General features: G+C 72.9%; 17 protein-coding genes. All 17 read left to right on the top strand.

The features are described 5' to 3' along the window. Positions 1–257 precede the first annotated feature (257 nt). The 17 genes from bpln_RS09560 to bpln_RS09480 all read left to right on the top strand — a co-directional run bounded on the left by bpln_RS09560 (position 258) and on the right by bpln_RS09480 (position 16023). Positions 258–2126: a hypothetical protein gene (locus bpln_RS09560; protein WP_226993534.1), complete on the top strand. Its 1869-nt coding sequence runs from the start codon at positions 258–260 to the stop codon at positions 2124–2126. Then, positions 2126–3685 carry an AMP-binding protein gene (locus bpln_RS09555; RefSeq protein ID WP_055138677.1) on the top strand — a complete coding sequence of 520 codons (1560 nt, stop codon included), beginning with the start codon at positions 2126–2128 and terminating at the stop codon, positions 3683–3685. Before bpln_RS09560 ends, bpln_RS09555 begins: the two co-directional genes overlap by 1 nt. Beyond that, positions 3682–3939, top strand: a complete 258-nt coding sequence (locus bpln_RS09550; protein ID WP_052498323.1) for a phosphopantetheine-binding protein — start codon at positions 3682–3684, stop codon at positions 3937–3939. The genes bpln_RS09555 and bpln_RS09550 overlap by 4 nt, the downstream gene beginning before the upstream one ends. 16 nt (positions 3940–3955) lie before the next feature. Beyond that, the gene (locus bpln_RS09545) at positions 3956–4543 is read left to right on the top strand and encodes a GNAT family N-acetyltransferase (protein ID WP_042625022.1); all 588 of its coding nucleotides are present in this window, start codon (positions 3956–3958) and stop codon (positions 4541–4543) included. Then, positions 4518–5630 carry a C45 family autoproteolytic acyltransferase/hydrolase gene (locus bpln_RS09540; RefSeq protein WP_055138676.1) on the top strand — a complete coding sequence of 371 codons (1113 nt, stop codon included), beginning with the start codon at positions 4518–4520 and terminating at the stop codon, positions 5628–5630. Before bpln_RS09545 ends, bpln_RS09540 begins: the two co-directional genes overlap by 26 nt. 96 nt (positions 5631–5726) lie before the next feature. Continuing rightward, the gene (fdxA, locus tag bpln_RS09535) at positions 5727–6062 is read left to right on the top strand and encodes a ferredoxin FdxA (RefSeq protein WP_042625020.1); all 336 of its coding nucleotides are present in this window, start codon (positions 5727–5729) and stop codon (positions 6060–6062) included. Between the two features lie 16 nt (positions 6063–6078). Beyond that, complete coding sequence (locus bpln_RS09530) at positions 6079–7569, top strand: MFS transporter (RefSeq protein WP_052498322.1); 1491 nt, start codon at positions 6079–6081, stop codon at positions 7567–7569. A gap of 99 nt (positions 7570–7668) precedes the next feature. Then, positions 7669–7971: an acyl carrier protein gene (locus bpln_RS09525; RefSeq protein ID WP_055138675.1), complete on the top strand. Its 303-nt coding sequence runs from the start codon at positions 7669–7671 to the stop codon at positions 7969–7971. Beyond that, positions 7968–9197 carry a beta-ketoacyl synthase N-terminal-like domain-containing protein gene (locus tag bpln_RS09520; protein WP_055138674.1) on the top strand — a complete coding sequence of 410 codons (1230 nt, stop codon included), beginning with the start codon at positions 7968–7970 and terminating at the stop codon, positions 9195–9197. The genes bpln_RS09525 and bpln_RS09520 overlap by 4 nt, the downstream gene beginning before the upstream one ends. Beyond that, positions 9194–10156, top strand: coding sequence for a beta-ketoacyl synthase N-terminal-like domain-containing protein (locus tag bpln_RS09515; protein ID WP_042625017.1), 963 nt, complete (start codon positions 9194–9196; stop codon positions 10154–10156). The genes bpln_RS09520 and bpln_RS09515 overlap by 4 nt, the downstream gene beginning before the upstream one ends. After that, positions 10153–11262, top strand: a complete 1110-nt coding sequence (locus bpln_RS09510) for an alpha/beta fold hydrolase (RefSeq protein WP_175937967.1) — start codon at positions 10153–10155, stop codon at positions 11260–11262. The genes bpln_RS09515 and bpln_RS09510 overlap by 4 nt, the downstream gene beginning before the upstream one ends. A gap of 6 nt (positions 11263–11268) precedes the next feature. After that, positions 11269–11985 carry an iron-containing redox enzyme family protein gene (locus bpln_RS09505; RefSeq protein WP_042625016.1) on the top strand — a complete coding sequence of 239 codons (717 nt, stop codon included), beginning with the start codon at positions 11269–11271 and terminating at the stop codon, positions 11983–11985. Between the two features lie 102 nt (positions 11986–12087). Beyond that, the gene (locus bpln_RS09500; RefSeq protein WP_055138673.1) at positions 12088–13005 is read left to right on the top strand and encodes a diiron oxygenase; all 918 of its coding nucleotides are present in this window, start codon (positions 12088–12090) and stop codon (positions 13003–13005) included. A gap of 31 nt (positions 13006–13036) precedes the next feature. Then, the gene (locus bpln_RS09495; protein ID WP_055138672.1) at positions 13037–14209 is read left to right on the top strand and encodes an acyl-CoA dehydrogenase family protein; all 1173 of its coding nucleotides are present in this window, start codon (positions 13037–13039) and stop codon (positions 14207–14209) included. After that, positions 14206–14946, top strand: a complete 741-nt coding sequence (locus bpln_RS09490) for an SDR family NAD(P)-dependent oxidoreductase (RefSeq protein WP_055138671.1) — start codon at positions 14206–14208, stop codon at positions 14944–14946. Before bpln_RS09495 ends, bpln_RS09490 begins: the two co-directional genes overlap by 4 nt. A gap of 112 nt (positions 14947–15058) precedes the next feature. After that, positions 15059–15505 carry an acyl-CoA thioesterase gene (locus bpln_RS09485; protein WP_042625012.1) on the top strand — a complete coding sequence of 149 codons (447 nt, stop codon included), beginning with the start codon at positions 15059–15061 and terminating at the stop codon, positions 15503–15505. Further along, positions 15502–16023: a 3-hydroxyacyl-ACP dehydratase FabZ family protein gene (locus bpln_RS09480; RefSeq protein ID WP_052498321.1), complete on the top strand. Its 522-nt coding sequence runs from the start codon at positions 15502–15504 to the stop codon at positions 16021–16023. The genes bpln_RS09485 and bpln_RS09480 overlap by 4 nt, the downstream gene beginning before the upstream one ends. The last annotated feature ends 14 nt before the right edge of the window (positions 16024–16037 follow it).

The raw sequence follows: 16037 nt of genomic DNA, 5'->3' as shown, positions 1-16037 counted from the left end.
ACATCACGTTTTCGCGCGGCGCGCCGCCATAACAATGAATCGGACTCCGAAGTTTGGTAGTTGTCACGCCACGTAGCAAACGCTGAAATCAGCTATCGGCGATCGCGCGACGGCCACCGGCGGCAAGCCCGTCACTTCCGCGCGTCGGGCGCCGCGTTTCATCCAGTCGATACGAACCCAGCACCTGGCGGGTGCCCGTCGCGAGCCGCGACGCGCCCGCCATCCGATCACGTTTCTTTGGCCGAAGAGAGGTAGGGATGATGGACCCCAGAGCACACACGCCGACGCAAGACCACGCATCGCACAGCCTGTACGGTTTCGACATGACCGAGTACCTGCGTGGCGAATCGTATGCGGGCCGCACCGCCTACGACGTCGCGGTGTCCGCCGCGACGCACGGCGGCATCTATCCGCTCGACCAGGCGCGCCTCGCGCTCGGTGTCCAGGAGCGCGCGGCGCTGGCGGTGCTCGAACGGCACCCCGAGCTGCGCGTCCAGGCGAGCGCGCCGACGCCGGCCGACACCACGCTGCTGCTCTACGCCAACTCGCTGGGCCGCCTGCACATCCGTCCGGCGGCCGAGCCGAAGATCGCCTACGACGAGGCGGACAGCTGGGTCGAGCTCGGCTTCGTCGACGCCGGCGCGGCCGTGCTGGCCGCGATCGAGGCCGAGGCCGAGGCATGGCGTGCCGTCGAGCGCGAGAGCATGAAGGAAGTGCGCGCCGCGCTCGATCGCGTCCACGCCGAGGGGCAGCTGCCGCGCGTGCTCGACGAGGTGATCGACCACGTCGAGCACGTCGAATCGGTCTGCTTCTACGTCGGCGACCGCTTCTTCGCGCTGATCGACCGCTACGTGAACCTGATCGACAGCAAGAGCGGCGGCGGCTTCCTGAGCGCGCTGCGAAAGCGCGACTACGCCGACTGGAGCGACGACGAACGGCTGGTGGTGGCGGCGCTCCACGCGCTGTTCCTGTCGGGCCGCTCGGTGCGCTTCGAGGAATTCAACGGCGCGATGCTGAGCGCGCGCGACGTGGTGGGGCGCCTGAACCAGCTGTCGGACAGCTATACCAAGGCGGGCTGCGAAGTGACGGTGCCGGCCGAGCTCGACCTGTTCGAGCGCGCCGCGCTGATCCGCGAGCAGACGCTGTGCGCGATCGGCAAGCCGTGGCTGCGCTATCGCTGGATCTACGGCCTGAACTTCCAGAAGACCGAGCGAATTCTCGATTCGACCGCCTCGACCGAGGCCGCCGACCAGTGGTATCGCGAGTTCGGCGACGACTTCCGCGGCCTGGTCTCGCCGCACGGCGAATTCCAGCCGCCCGAGTACGTGGCGATGGCGCTGCTCGCCAACGCGGCGATCGCGCGCGACGTGGCCGGCATCGGCTGCGACGCGGGCAGCGCGGCCGTCACCAGCTGGACCGAATACCTGATCGAGAAGACGGTGGCCTCGGCGGTGCTGGCCACGCGCTCGGACTACGGCATGTCGAGCTCGCTGCGCGACATCGGCCAGCTCGTCACCTACGACGAGCCCACGCTGATCGACACGATCCACGCGCTCACGCCGGCCAGCTTCTTCACGGCCTACGTCTCGCACCGCACGATCGAGCGCTACGGCGACGCCGAGAGCACGGCGATCGCGAGCTCGGTGCAAAAGCGCATGCAGTTCAACCGCTGGCACTTCATCCCCGGCAATCTCGACCGGCCGCTGGTGCGCCAGTCGCGCCACTGGTACTACCCGCCGCTCGTGCCCGACATCTCGGCGCATTCGGACATGCACCGCGCCGCGCACAACCGCGCGCGCGTGAAGTTCTCGATCCGCGTGCCGGGGCCTGACATGTCGCGCCCGCCGCTGAACATCGCGGGGCGCCGCTATCGCGGCTTCTACGACGTGCGCGTGGTGCGTGCCGACGGCGCCGAGTACGGCACCGAGGACATGCTGCGCATCCGGCGCCGCACGCTCTGGCTCGAGGCGCTCTACACGGCGCTCGCCAACTACCTGATGACGCCCGACGCGAAGCGGCTGACGATCCAGGGCTTCGTGGCCGGCACCTACCGCAACCTCGCCGCCGACCGCCTGCCCGAGCCGGCGGTGGCGCGCGCGGCCACGCTCACGGAGGGCTCGGTCTGATGACTCGCCCGCCATCGGTGATCAACGCGGTGGCCGCGAACGGCGGCAAGCACGACACGCGGCGCGTGACGTTCTTCCAGCAGGGCGGCCGCATCGAGCTCACGCACGCGCAGCTCGACGCGCTGGCCGCGCGGCTCGCGCTGCGCCTGCGCGAGGCGGGCCTGAAGCGCGGCGCGCGGATCGGCATCGTCGCGCGCAACGGGCTGGCCTGGGTGCTGCTCGACCTGGCCGCGCTGAAGGCCGGCTACGTGACGGCCGGCTTCGAGTTCGGCAAGTTCGAGGCCAACCGCGAGCTGGTCGAACGCTATGCGCTCGACGCGATCCTGGCCGACGGCGTCGCGCCGTTCGCCGTGCGCGGCGTCCACGACCTGCGCGAGCTGGTCGAGGCCGCCGTGGCGGAGGCCGGCGACGGCCGCGAGGTCGATCCGGTCGCGCCGGCGTTCGACACGGCCGTCTATGCCGACGACGACGTCACCACCATCAAGTTCACCTCGGGCAGCTCGGGCGAGCCGAAGGGGCTGGCCGCGCGCGCCGGCAGCATCGACGCCTCGCTCGCGGCGGTCCAGCAGATCTACGCGCACGGCCCCGACGACGACGTGCTGGTGTTCCTGCCGCTGTCGCTGCTGCAGCAGCGCTACTGGATCTACTCGGCGCTCGTGTTCGGGCACGACACCACCGTCACGCGCTTCGAGTACGCGCTCGAGATCGCGCGCCAGCAGCCGCCCACCGTGGTGATGGGCGTGCCCGGCTTCTACGACGGCGTGAAAAAGCGCATCGAGCGGCTCACGCCGGCCGGCGACACGGACCTGGCCGCGCGGCGCCTGCGCATCGACGCGCTGCTCGGCGGCCGGATCCGCTACCTGTGGACCGGCTCGGCGCCCGCGAACCCGGAGACGCTGCGCTTCTTCGAGGAAGCCGGCGTGCCGATCTTCGAGGGCTACGGCATGAACGAGACCTGCATCGTCAGCAAGAACCATCCGGGCCATGCGCGCACCGGCAGCGTCGGGCGCCTCCTGCCCGGCAAGCGCGCGCGCATCGACGAGCACGGCGTGCTGGTGGTGGGCGCCGAGCAGCCGGTGAACACGCGCTATCTCTACAGCGCGCCGGGCGCGAGCGAAAAGATCTTCCTGCCGACGGGCGAGGTGAGGACCGGCGACCTCGCGCGCATCGACGAGGACGGCTTCCTCTACATCCTCGGCCGCGCCGACGACCTGATCGTGCTGGCCAACGGCAAGAACGTCCACGTGCGCAGCCTGGAGGAGCGCGTGAAGGCGCACCAGGGCGTGGAGGAGTGCGTGCTGTTCGGCTCGGGCAAGCCGTTCCTGGTGGCGGTGGTATCGCCGCAGGACGCGCGCGCTGACCACGCCGCGATCCGCGCGCACCTGAGCGAGCTGAACGCGAGCCTCGCGCCCGACGAGCGGATCGTGCGCGCGTTCATCACGCCCGAGCCGTTTCGCGGCGAGACGCGCTTCGTCACCTCGCAGTTCAAGCCGAAGCGCAACGAGATCTTCAACGCGTTCCGGCAGGAAATCGACCAACTCTATGGAGCTTCAGCGTGAGTGAAATTGAAACGATCGTCCGGCGCCACCTCGCCGAAACGGCGGGCAAGGATGCCGCCGCCGCCGCGGCGCTGCCGCTCGACGCGGACCTCGTCTACGACCTCGGCCTGACCTCGCTGGACCTGATCGTGCTGATGAGCACGGTCTGCGAAAGCGCCGGCGTGCCGCTGACCGAATTCACCGAGGACGATCTGGCCGCGCTGCGCACCGCGCGCGACATCGTCGGCCTGCTGTCCTCGAAAGCCGTGACCTGAGCCCGACGGAGAAGCTATGACCTGGAACATCCCCGCGATATTGAACACGACGCTCGAGAACGAGGTGGTCACGCTGCGCCGCATCGGGCTCGACGACAAGGACGGCTTCGCGCGCATCGCCTACGACCCGGAAAGCTGGACCTACATGGTGTCGGTGGTCCAAGACGAGCCGAGCCTGGTGGCGTTCCTCGAACGCGCGATCGCCGATTCGCTGGCCGGCACGCGCGTGGTGTTCGCGATCATCGACCGCAAGAGCGGCCAGTTCGCCGGCACCAGCGCGTTCGGCAACCTGGCCGCCGCCGACCGCCGCCTCGAGATCGGCTGGTCGTGGCTCGGCAAGCCGTATCGCGGCACCGCCGTGAACCGCGCGGCCAAGGGCCTGCTGCTCGACTACGCGTTCGGCGAGCTTGGCTGCGAGCGCGTCGAGTTCAAGACCGACGTGCTCAACGAGCGCGCACGGGCCGGCCTGCGCGGCATCGGCGCGACCGAGGAAGGCGTGCTGCGCAGCTTCAACTTCATGCCGAGCGGCCGGCGCCGCGACGCGATCTATTACTCGATCCTCAAATCGGAGTGGCCCGATGTCCGCGCAACCCGCTTTCGCTGATCCGGCGGCGACGTCGTCGTTGCCCGCCTCGCCGTTCCTGATCGACGCGGACGTCGACGCCTCGCGCCGCCTGCGCCTCGCCGGCTCGCGCCACGAGGTCGGCCGCCAGCACGGCGCGGCGCTGCGCGAGCCGATCGCGCGCTTTCTCGGCGATCGCGTCACGCGGCTCGAACCGCTCGTCTCGGCGCGCCGCCTGCACGAGTTCGCGCCGCTGATCGCGGGCCACACGCGCGAGATCGAGCGCGTGCTGCCCGAGCTGGCCGAGGAGATCCACGGCCTCGCCGACGGCGCCGACATCGCCACCGAGGACGCGTTCCTGCTGCAGCTGCGCCGCGAGCTGTCCGGCTTCCAGCGGATCCCGGCGCGCGGCGACTGCACCACGTTCGGCCGGCATGCCGGCGGCGAATCGATCGTCGCGCAGACCATCGACCTGAACGGCGACATGGCCGGCGAGCTGAGCGTGCTCGAGATCGACGGCGGGCCGGCCGGCGACGGGCCGGCCAGCGTGGCGCTGCTCAGCTTCACGGGCCTGACCGGCTACCTCGGCATCAACGACCGCGGTCTCGCGATCGGCCTGAGCCTCGTGCTCGGTGGCCACTGGCGGCCCGGCATCCCGGGCTACCTGGCGATCCGCCATCTGCTCGACCGCTGCGCGAGCGTGGACGAATGCCTCGACACGCTGCGCGCGCTGCCGCTCGCGAGTTCGCGCGCGCTGACGATCGCCGACGCGGCGCGCGTGGTGACGGTGGAGTACACGCCCGACGCGCTGGTGGTGATGGAAGGCGCACAGCACGCGCACACGAACCACTTCCAGCACCCCGAGCTGGCCGCCGACGACGCGCTCAATCCGTTCGCGCGCACCTCGTCGCTGCGCCGGCTCGAAGCCTGCCGCGAACTGCTGGCGAGCCTGCCGGCCGGGGCCGACGCGCGCGCCTGCCTGGACGGCCTCGGACGCGCGCCGATCGAGGTGCTGCCCACCGGCGACGTGCGCCGCGAATGCACGGTGGCCTCGGTGGCGATGTTCCCGGGCCGCCGCGCGCTGCACGTGCGCGGGCGGCCCGCCACGGCGGCCGCGGTGCGGGCCTGAGGCCGGCAGCGCGCACAACCCCGCACGCAACGACGGATCCAGCAACGCACCGAACGCCGTACCCAACGAAACCCAATCGTCCCCAGGAGAAATTCGATGACCTATGTCGTGACCGAGAACTGTATCCAGTGCAAGCACACCGATTGCGTCGACGTCTGCCCCGTCGACTGCTTTCACGAAGGCGAGAACTTCCTCGCGATCGATCCCGACGAATGCATCGACTGCGGCGTCTGCGAGCCCGAATGCCCGGTGGACGCGATTCGCCAGGACAGCGCGCTCGCGCCCGAGCAGCGCATCTTCCTCGACCTGAACCGCGAGCTGGCCCAGAGCTGGCCCAGCATCACCAGCACGCGCGCCGCGCTGCCCGACGCCGCGCGCTGGAAGGACGTCGAGGGCAAGCTCGAGCACCTGAAGCGCGACGTGATCGCGTAAGGCGAGGGAGCCGGTCATGTCGAATTCCTCCACCCTCGCGCCGGGCGCCGCCGCCAGCGCCGCCCCGGTCCGGCCGCATCGCCGCATGCTGCCGCTGCTGTTGATCGGGCAGGGCATGGCGGCGATGGATACCTCGATCGTCAACGTCGCGGCGCCCGCGCTGCGCAGCGATCTCGGCATCTCGGGCGCGCTGCTGCAGCTCGTGGTGGCCGGCTACATCCTCGCCTACGCGGTGTTCCTGATCACCGGCGCGCGCCTGGGCGACGATCACGGCTACCGGCGCCTGTTTATGCACGGCCTGGCGATCTTCACGATCTCGTCGCTGGCCTGCGGCCTTGCGCCCGACACCTGGCTGCTGATCGCCGGGCGGCTCGCGCAGGGGGTGGGCGCGGCGATGCTGGTGCCGCAGGTGATGTCGCTGATCCAGCGCAGCTACGAGGGCCGCGAGCGGGCGCGCGCGATCGGCTACTACTCGATGATCCTCGGGCTCGGCTCCACGGCGGGCCAGGCGCTCGGCGGCCTGATCATCACCGCGAACCTGGGCGGCCTGTCGTGGCGCCCGGCGTTCCTGATCAACGTGCCGATCGGCATCGCGCTGCTGGTGTACGCGCCTTCGGTGCTGCCGCACCTGGCCGGCGCGCAGCGGCGCCGGCTCGACCTGCCCGGCGTGGCGCTGCTGACGGTGGCGATGCTGCTGGTGGTGGTGCCGCTCACGTTCGGCCACGACGCCGGCTGGGCCGCCTGGGTGTGGGTCGCGCTGGCGGCGGGAGTGGCCGGGCTGGCCGCGTTCCTGCGCTTCGAGCACGGCCTCGCGCGGCGCGGCGCGGCCCCGCTGCTGGATCTCGACGCGCTGCTCGCGCCCGGCATCCGCCCGGGGCTCGCGGTGGTGTCGATCGGCTTCATCGGCTACGGCGGCTGGCTGTTCGCCTGCGCGCTCTACCTGCAGACCGGGCTCGGCTACTCGCCGATGATCTCCGGCTTCGTGTTCGCCGCCTACGCGTTCGGCTTCGGCATCTCGAACGTGAGCTGGTCGAAGCTGCCGGCGCGGCTGCTGCGCTTCACGCCCGCCGCGGCGCTGGCGGTGATGGTGCTGGCCAACGCCGCGTTCGGCAGCGGCGCGCGCGAGTTCGGCTGGCTCGCCGCGCTGATGGTGCCGCTGCTGTTCCTGGCCGGCGCGAGCCACGGCCTCACGTTCGGCACCACCGTCAGCCAGATGACGCAGCGCACCGCGGCGCGCCATGCGCCCGCGCTGAGCGGCCTCGTCTCCACCTCGGTGCAGCTGTCGATCGTGATCGGCGTGGCCGCGCTCGGCTCGGTCTATCTGGCGCTCGCGCGGCCCGGCGACGTGCCGCGCTCGGCGCAGGCGATCTCGAGCGTCACGTTCACGATCGCGGTGCTGGCGCTGGTGGCGATCGCCTGCTCGCTGCGGCTCGCGACGATGCGCGCGGTGGCGCCCGCTGCCGCGCCCGCCGCGCGGCCGGGCGGCGACGCGCCGCGCCCGAACTGAGCGCGAGGCCCGTCGCGTGATGTGCTTCCCGATGCAATCCGACATACCGATGGTCACCACCACCATCCCGACCATCCCGATCATCACGAGGATTCCGACTTGAACGCCTATTCGTCCACCACGCACCCGGCCTCGCCCGAGCGGCTCGCCGAGGCGCGCGCCGAGGCTCTCGCCACGCTGCGCGCGATGCTTGCCGCGATGCTGCAGGTCGAGCCCGACGCGCTCGGGCTGGAACAGCCGATCGTCGAGACCGGCCTGACCTCGGTCGAGCTGATCGACCTGATCGTGCGCTGCCAGGCGCGCTACGCGATCGACCTGCCGGCCGGCTCGCTGGCGCGGCTGACGCTGGCCTCGCTGGCCGATGCCGTGGTCGCCGCCGCGCGGCGGGAGGCCGCCGCATGAGCCAGCCGATCGCGATCACCGGCGTCGGCCTGATGTCGCCGGCCGGCTCGACGCCCGCCGCGCTGTGGGACGCGCTGGTCGGGCGTGCCGAGCTGCGCGGCCCCTGGCCGAAGCGCTCGCTCGCGGCCTATCCGGCCGACAACTGCGTGGCGATCCCCGAAGCCCAGTGGCGCGCGCTCGATGCGTCGAGCGGCGGCGTCGAGAACCGCGCGGTGGCGCTGGCGCGCTTCGCCGTCGAACGCTGCCTCGAGGATGCGGGGCTGGCCCATGGCGGGCCGGCCGGCATGCGGATCGGCTGCGTGCTCGGCACCACCACGGCCGGCGTCGAGGTGGCCGAGAACGCGCTGCTGGGCCGCCACGGCGGCGAGGCGGCCGGCGTGGCCGAGTTCGACGCCAGCCGGCTGCTGCCCGGCGACGCCGCGCGCTGGCAGGGGCCGCTCGCGGTGCTGTCCACGGCCTGCTCGTCGGGGCTGCTCGCGCCGTCGCTCGCGATCGACGCGCTGTTGGCCGGCGAGGCCGACGCGATGGTGGCGGGCGGCGTGGACGTGCTGCTCGAATACACGGTCTGCGGCTTCAACGGCCTGCGCGTGGCCACCAAGGAACCGTGCCGGCCGTTCGACGCGAGCCGGCAGGGCGTGGTGCTTTCCGAAGGCGTGGCCTGCGTCTGCCTGGAGCGGCTCGACGCGGCGCTGGCGCGGCGCGCCACGATCCACGCGGTGGTGACGGCGCGCGCGGCCGGCTGCGACGCGGCCCATGCCACCGCGCCCGACATCGAGGGCGTGGCGCGCACGCTGATCGCGGCGCTGGCCGCGCCCGGCGCGCGCCCCGCGCGGCCGGCCGGCGTGTTCGCGCACGGCACCGGCACGCCGACCAACGACATCGCCGAGATCACCGCGCTGCGCGCCGCCTTCGCGGCCGCGTTCGGCAGCGACGCGCTGCCGCCCGTCACCTCGATCAAGTCCACGCTCGGCCATCCGCAGGCGGCGGCCGGCGCGTTCTCGCTGGTGGCCGCGTGCCTCGCGCTGCGGCACCGGCGGCTGCCGCCCACCGCGAACCTCCAGACGCGCGACGCCGCGCTCGGCGACACGCCGATCGTCGACGGCGCGGGCTGGCCGCTCGACGGCGCGAGCGTGCTGGTGGACGCGTTCGGCTTCGGCGGCAACAACTGCGTGATGGTGCTGGCCGATCCGGCCGCGCTGCGCGACACCGCGGGGGTGCCGGCATGACGAGCCCTTCGATTACCGCGCTGCGCATCGTCGCCACCGCCGGCGCCGCGCCCGACGCGCCGGGCACGCCGGCCGACCCCTGGCTGCATGCCGAGCGCCGCTCGCGCAAGGTCGGCCCGCTGCCGGTGAAGGCGCGCCTCGCGCTGGCCGCGTTCGAACGGCTGCGCGCCGCGCTCGGCGACGACGATCGCCGGTTCGCCGCGCCGCGCGCGGGCGTGAGCCTCGGCACGCTGTTCGGCTCGATCGAGGTGGCCGAGCAGTGCCTGACCGCCGTTCACGAGCACGGCTTCGAGCGCGTCACGCCGTCGTGGTACGCCACCGGCCTGCCGAACGCCACGGCCGCGATCGTCGCCTCGCTCGGCGAGCTGCAAGGCCCGAACCTCAGTTTCCTCGGCTACCAGGCCGGGCTCGACGCGATCGTCGGCGCGGGCCGCCAGATCGTGGCCGGCCATGCCGACGCGATGTGCGCGGGCGGCTTCGACCTGCCGAGCGAGCGCTACGTGGCGCGTGCCCGGGCGCAGGCGCCGTTCGCGCGAGCCGCCGCGATCCATGCCGGCGCGGGCCTCGTCTGGCTCGCGGCCGGCGCGCCGCGCGCGGGCGACGCGGGGCAGCTGCTCGGCTGGTCACAGCGGCTGTTCGACGACACCGCCTTCGAGGCCGCGCGCGACGACGGCTTCCGGCCGCTGGTGGCCGCCGCGCGCGCGATGGCCGGGCACGCCGCCGCCGGACTCGAACCCGAACTGCACCTGATCGCCCCGGGGCTGCCCGGCGCGATCGACCGGCTTGCGGCCGGCGCGCCGCTGGCGCTGGCCGAGGGGCTCGGCGACGGGCTCGCCGGCAGCTGGCGGCCCGGGCTGCACGCGCTCGTCGTCAAGGGGCTGGGCCCGGTGGCGACCTGCGTGCTGGTCGGCAAGCCGGGCGGCGCCGGCCATCCATCCCGCCATCAGGAGGCCGCGTGACGAACGTGACCCGCTACAAGAACCTGGACAACGAGCGCATGAACCAGCACATGAACGGCAGCGAAATCGGAGACGAGGTGATCGACATCATCGAGGCGACCCACCGACAGGCGGCGCCGAACCCGTTCGCGGCCCGGCTGCCGGCCGCCGTGCGCGGCTTCGCGGTGCTGGCCGCGCTCGACGCGCTGCGCCCGCACGAGGTCACGGCCAGCGACGGCACGCCGCTCGCCGCCTACGAGGCCGGCGAGCGCGGCCGGCCCACCGTGCTCGTCTTCAACGCGCTCGGCGTGTCGGTGGCGTTCGTCGCGCCGCTCGTCGCGCGGCTCGCCGTGGATTACCACGTGGTCGGCTGGGAGGCGCGCGGGCTGCCGGCGGCGCACGGCGACGAGGCCGCGGCCGCGGATCTCTCGCTCGCCCGCCACGCGCGCGACGCGGCCGAGGTGCTGGCCGCGCTCGGCGGCGACGGCACGCGAGGAGACAACGCAGACGGACATGAAGGAGACAAAGCCGCCGTGCCGCACGCCTTCGCGCTGGTGGCCTACTGCGCCGGCTCGAACGTCGCCGCGCAGGCGCTCGCCGAGGGCCTCGTCACGGCCGGCCGGCTGGTGCTGATGAGCCCGTCGATCGAGCTGCCCGGCGTGGCCGGGCGGACGCCGTACCAGGCCAGCGTGCTGCCGCTCTGGGACCGCATCGCGGGCGGCGCGCACGGGCAGGCCGCGCTGGTGCGCGTGCTGCTCGGGCAGGCGCGCCGCGACGACGACGGCACGCCCGACGCCCAGCTCGCGATCCTCAACGCGCTGCCGTTCGTGGACGACGCCTCGATCGTGCGCTACGCGCGCCTGCAGCACGGCTGCCGGCGCGACGACTGGGCCGCGCGGCTGGCCGGCTTCGGGCTGCCCGCGCTGGTGCTGCACGGCGAGAGCGACGAGGTGATCCACGCGGCCACCTCGCGCGCGGTGGCGCAGGCGCTCGGCGCGGCGCTGCAGACCGTCGAGGCGACGGGGCATTTCGGTGTGCATACGAGCCGTGATCTGCAGGAGCGGATCGCGGCGTTTCTGAAGGACGCTGGCGAGGCCGGCGGAAAACGCCTCTTGGGCAAGGAGTGATGGGCGATGGAGATGCATCTGGACGTACTGGAGGAGGCGAAGGCCGGGCTGGTGGCCCGCATTCGCGACCATTCGTTTCTCGCGCGCTGCCGCTCGGGCGACGTGCCGCTCGACGAGCTGAAGCTGTTCCTGGTGCAGCAGGGGCTCTACAGCAGCTATTTCACGCGCTACCTCTGCGCGCTGATGGCGAACCTGCCGGACAACGCCGACGTGCAGAAGCTGGCCGCCAACCTCTGCGAGGAACTGGGCCTGACCGATGACAGCGAGACGCCGCACAGCCTCGTCTACCGCGCCATGCTCGAACACTTCGGCCTGTCGCTGAACGGCGCGCGGCCGCTGATCGGCACGCGCCGGCTGATCGACACGATGTTCGACCACTGCCGCCATCCCGACCCGGCGCGCGGCCTGGCCGCGCTGTGCCTCGGCGCCGAGGCGCTGGTGCCGGTGGTCTACGCCGACATCATCAAGGGCTTCGAGGCGCACGGCGTGGCGGCCGGCGCGCTGGCGTTCTTCCACATCCACGTGGAATGCGACGACGGCCACGCCGAGACCATGCGCGACATCCTGGTGGAGATCGCGCAGCGCGACGACGAGCGGATCCAGACCATGCTGAGCGCGGGCGAGGCGCTGGTTGACGCGCGCCTCGCGTTCTTCGACGCGATCGAGGCCGGCGCCGGGCGCGAGCGCGGCGCGCACGCGCGAGCGCTCGAAACGGTGCAGTGATGCGTGCGATCCGGCCGCGGCGCGCCTCCGGTTCGCGCCGCGGCCGGCCCCCCACCGAGCAACGGCCGGCCGCATCGCAGCCGCCGGGAGACTGACAGCAACATGTACACGACACTCGATCACGACGCGAGCTTCACCGCCAAGGTGGTGGAACGGCTCGCCGCGAGCTGGGACCACCGCGTGGCGGTACGGCAGCCGCGGCTGGACCTGACGCAATACTGCGACGACTCGATCCCCGAGTTCCCGATCTCGATGGTGCCGTTCTGGGACGACGAGGATTTCGCGCCGCTGCCGCACGCCGACAAGCTGCGCTTTCTCGGCGCGGCCTGGGTCGCCTACAACGAGAAGGCGATGTACCTGGAGGACGAGATCGTGCAGCCGCTTTGCAGCCTGCTGCTCAAGCGCCGCCTGCCCGGCACCGGCGACGCGCGGCTCAAGCAGGCGCTCGCGCAGATCCAGGTGGACGAGCAGTTCCACATCCTGATGTGCCTCGAGGTTTGCCATTGCGCGCGCGAGCGGCACCGGCTCGGCGACCTGGAGGTGCCCGAGCCGCTGGTGGGCGCCGCGCAGCGCGCGCGCCTCGCGGCCGCGCGCGACGAGCGCGAGGCCGCGATCGTGCGGCTCGCCTACGCCTCGGTCGCGGAGATGTCGATCAACGCCTACCTGACGCAGGTCTCCACCGACCTGTCGATCCAGCCGCTGAACCGCATCAACACCGACCTGCACCGGCGCGACGAGGCCGCGCACGGCACCGGCTTCCACGAGATCGTCGGCTCGGTCTACCGCGCGCTCGACGCGCCGGGGCAGGCCGCGTTCGCCGCCGAGATCGCCGCCGCGCTCGACGTGTTCACGACGCCCGACACCACCGCCTGGCACGCGATCCTCGCGCACCTGGCGGTGCCGCATCGCGAGCGGATCCTGGCGCGCCTCGACGCGCGCAACGAGGGCGTGCGGCTGTCGCGCGATTACGCGACGCTGCGCAGCCTGTTCGACGAACTCGGCATCGCGGGCCTCGCCTGAACGCCACCCACCATTCCTGTACGGGAGCAGCATGAAGATTTTCGATCCGGCGATCCTGAACCTGCCGTTCTATGACGACGCCCACCGCCGGCTGGCCGCCGACCTCGAGGCCTGGGTCGAGGCCCACGAGTGGCTGCCGCGCGAATACGAGCGGCTCGAGGCCGCCGAGCGCGGCCGGCTCTACACGCGACTGCTCGGCCAGGACGGCTGGCTGCGCCATGCCGTCGATCCGGCGCCGGGCCGCGAGCGGCCCGACGTGCGCGCGCTTTGCCTGGTGCGCGAGGCGTTCGCCTATCTCGACGATCTGGTCGATTTCGCGTTCTCGATCCAGGGGCTCGCGGCCGCGCCGATCGCCTGGTACGGCTCCGAGGCGCAGCGCGCGGCCTGGCTGCCGGGGCTGCGCGACGGCACCACGATCGGCTCGCTCGCGCTGTCCGAGCCCGAGGCCGGCTCGAACCTCGCGGCGGTGGCGGTGGAGGCCGGGCGCACCGAGCGCGGCTATGCGGTGGACGGCCTGAAGACCTGGGTGTCGAACGGCAACATCGCCGATCACCACTCGGTGCTGCTGCGCACCGGCGAAGGCCCGGGCGGGCTCGGCCTGAGCTTCCTGTCGGTGCCGGCCGCCACCGCCGGCGTGGCGCCCGCCGGCATCGAGCTGCTCGCGCCGCGCGCGTTCGCCTCGCTCGCGTTCGAGCAGGCCGAGCTGCCGGCCGACGCGCTGATCGGCGCGGCCGGCATGGGCTTCCGCTACGCGATGGAGATCCTCAACATCTATCGCGCCAGCGTCGGCGCCGCCGCGCTCGGCTTCGCGCGGCGTGCGCTGGCCGCGTCGCTGGCCTGGTCGCGCGAGCGCCCGGTGGCGGGCGGCAAGCTGCTTCAGCAGCAGTTCACGATCGACAAGATCGCCAACATGGTGGCGTTCGCCGACAGCACCGCGCTGCTGGTCGCGCGCACCGCCTGGGAGTTCGACACCGGCGTGGTGGCCGAGGTGGCCGCGCACGCCAGCATCACCAAGCTGCTCGCCACCGACGGCCTCGCGCGCGTGGCCGACGACGCGGTGCAGCTGTTCGGCGCGGCCGGGCTGGTGGCCGGCTCGCTGCCCGAGGGGCTGTTCCGGCAGGCGCGCGCGCTGCGCATCTACGAGGGCACCTCGGAGATCCAGAAGATCGTGATCGCGGGCAGCGTCTCGCGCCGTCGCGCATGAGCGCGCCGGCGGGGCGCGCGGTGCTGGTGACGGGCGGCACGCGCGGCATCGGCGCGGCGATCGTGCGGCGCCTCGCGGCGGCCGGCTGGCGCGTGGCGGCCTCGTACCGCCACGACGCGAAGGCGGCCGATGCGCTCGAGCGCGAGCTGGGCGAGGCCGGCGTGACGGCCGCCGTGCTGCGCGCCGACGTGACCGATCCGCACGCGGCGCGCGCGCTGGCCGACGAGGCCGCGCGGCGGCTGGGCGGGCTCGACGCGCTCGTCAACAACGCCGGCATCGTCGACGACGGCGCGTTCGTCACGCTCGAGGCCGAGCGCTACCTGAACGTGCTGCGCACCAACCTGCTCGGCGCGATCCGCGTGACCGGCGCGGCGCTGCCGCACCTGTTGCGCGGCCGCGCGCCGGCGGTGGTCAATCTCGCCTCGCTCGGCGGCGTGGCGGGCAAGGAAGGGCAGGTGGCCTACGCGGCCAGCAAGGGCGGGCTGATCGGCTTCACGCACTGGCTCGCGCGGCGCTACGCGGCCGAGGGGCTCACCGCCAACGCGGTGGCGCCCGGCTTCATCGACACCGAGATGATCGCCGGCCTCACGCCGGCGATGACGGCGCACATCGTCGGCGGCAGCGCGGCGCGCCGTGTCGGGCAGGCCGACGAGGTGGCGCGCGCGGTGGCGTTCCTGCTCGAGCCGGGCTACCTGCACGGCACCACGCTGCGGCTCGACGGCGGCTTCAACCGCTGAGGGCGCAGGCACCGCGGACCTTGCCGACCCCGCCGACGCCGGGGCGCCCGCCACGCCGCGCGGCGGGCCGCCGACACGCAACCGATACGCAATTTCTTCACGGAGCCCCAGGATGCAATCCGATCCCGACGACGAGATCACGCTGCTCTACGACATCGGCTATGCCGACACCGACGCGGGCGGCATCGTCTATCACGCGCGCTACATCGAGATGGCCGAGCGCGCGCGCAACCGGCTGATGGTCGCCGCCGGCTATTCGTTCGCGCGGCTCGCCGCCGACGGCCTGCTGTTCATCGTGCGCCGCGTCGAGGCCGTCTATCACGCGCCGGCCTGGCTCGAGGACCGCCTCGCGCTGCGCTCGCGGATCGGCGGCATGACGGCCTCGCGCTCGGTGTGGGTGACCGAGGTCACGCGCGGCACCGACGCGATCGCGCGCATCAGCATCGAGATGGTGGCCGTGGAGCGCGCCACGCGTCGCGCGGTGCGGCATCCGCAGGCGCTGCTCGACGCGCTCGCGCCGCATCTGCCGGCCGGCGAAACGGCGGGGGTGTTCGCATGACGCCCGCCCGCTCCCTGGCGGCGGCCGCCGCCGATGCATTCGCCGCGCTCGACGCCGGCGCCACGCTCGACGCCGGCACCGCGCTCGGCCCCGATGCCGTGACGCGGCTGCTCGCGCACCGCGCGCCGTTCCTGTTCGTGCGCCATGCGCAGGTGGCCGCCGACGGCCTCGCGATCCGCGGCTTCCAGCATTTCGCGCCCGACGAGCCGTGGTTCGCCGGCCATTTCCCCGACGCGCCGATCGTGCCCGGCGTGCTGCTGGTGGAGTTCGTCGCGCAGACCGCGAACCTGCTGGTCGGCCACCGTCGCGACGGCGAGGCGCGCTGCCACCTGGTGGGCGTGCGCAACGCGCGTTTCCTCCAGCCGGTGCTGCCCGGGCAGGCGCTCGAGGCCTGCGTGACGCTGCCGGCCGGCAGCGCCGCGCCGCGCGCCGGCGCGGTGGCCAATTTCGAGGCGGTGGTGTTGCGCGGCACCGAGCGCTGCATGAGCGCGACCGTCACGCTGTACCTGACGCAGTAGCCGCGCGGCGCGCC

This window comes from Burkholderia plantarii (genome assembly GCF_001411805.1).
Classification (GTDB): domain Bacteria; phylum Pseudomonadota; class Gammaproteobacteria; order Burkholderiales; family Burkholderiaceae; genus Burkholderia; species Burkholderia plantarii.
The sequence above is the reverse complement of the archived record's forward strand: the minus strand, read 5'-3'. Positions and strand labels throughout refer to the sequence as shown.

Coding starts and splice junctions, on each gene's coding strand:
- bpln_RS09500 (WP_055138673.1), top strand. CDS start 12,088: ATGTACACGACACTCGATCACGACGCGAGCTTCACCGCCAAGGTGGTG.
- bpln_RS09540 (WP_055138676.1), top strand. CDS start 4,518: ATGTCCGCGCAACCCGCTTTCGCTGATCCGGCGGCGACGTCGTCGTTG.
- bpln_RS09490 (WP_055138671.1), top strand. CDS start 14,206: ATGAGCGCGCCGGCGGGGCGCGCGGTGCTGGTGACGGGCGGCACGCGC.
- bpln_RS09485 (WP_042625012.1), top strand. CDS start 15,059: ATGCAATCCGATCCCGACGACGAGATCACGCTGCTCTACGACATCGGC.
- bpln_RS09560 (WP_226993534.1), top strand. CDS start 258: ATGATGGACCCCAGAGCACACACGCCGACGCAAGACCACGCATCGCAC.
- bpln_RS09520 (WP_055138674.1), top strand. CDS start 7,968: ATGAGCCAGCCGATCGCGATCACCGGCGTCGGCCTGATGTCGCCGGCC.
- bpln_RS09495 (WP_055138672.1), top strand. CDS start 13,037: ATGAAGATTTTCGATCCGGCGATCCTGAACCTGCCGTTCTATGACGAC.
- bpln_RS09515 (WP_042625017.1), top strand. CDS start 9,194: ATGACGAGCCCTTCGATTACCGCGCTGCGCATCGTCGCCACCGCCGGC.
- bpln_RS09530 (WP_052498322.1), top strand. CDS start 6,079: ATGTCGAATTCCTCCACCCTCGCGCCGGGCGCCGCCGCCAGCGCCGCC.
- bpln_RS09545 (WP_042625022.1), top strand. CDS start 3,956: ATGACCTGGAACATCCCCGCGATATTGAACACGACGCTCGAGAACGAG.
- bpln_RS09555 (WP_055138677.1), top strand. CDS start 2,126: ATGACTCGCCCGCCATCGGTGATCAACGCGGTGGCCGCGAACGGCGGC.
- bpln_RS09480 (WP_052498321.1), top strand. CDS start 15,502: ATGACGCCCGCCCGCTCCCTGGCGGCGGCCGCCGCCGATGCATTCGCC.
- bpln_RS09505 (WP_042625016.1), top strand. CDS start 11,269: ATGGAGATGCATCTGGACGTACTGGAGGAGGCGAAGGCCGGGCTGGTG.
- fdxA (WP_042625020.1), top strand. CDS start 5,727: ATGACCTATGTCGTGACCGAGAACTGTATCCAGTGCAAGCACACCGAT.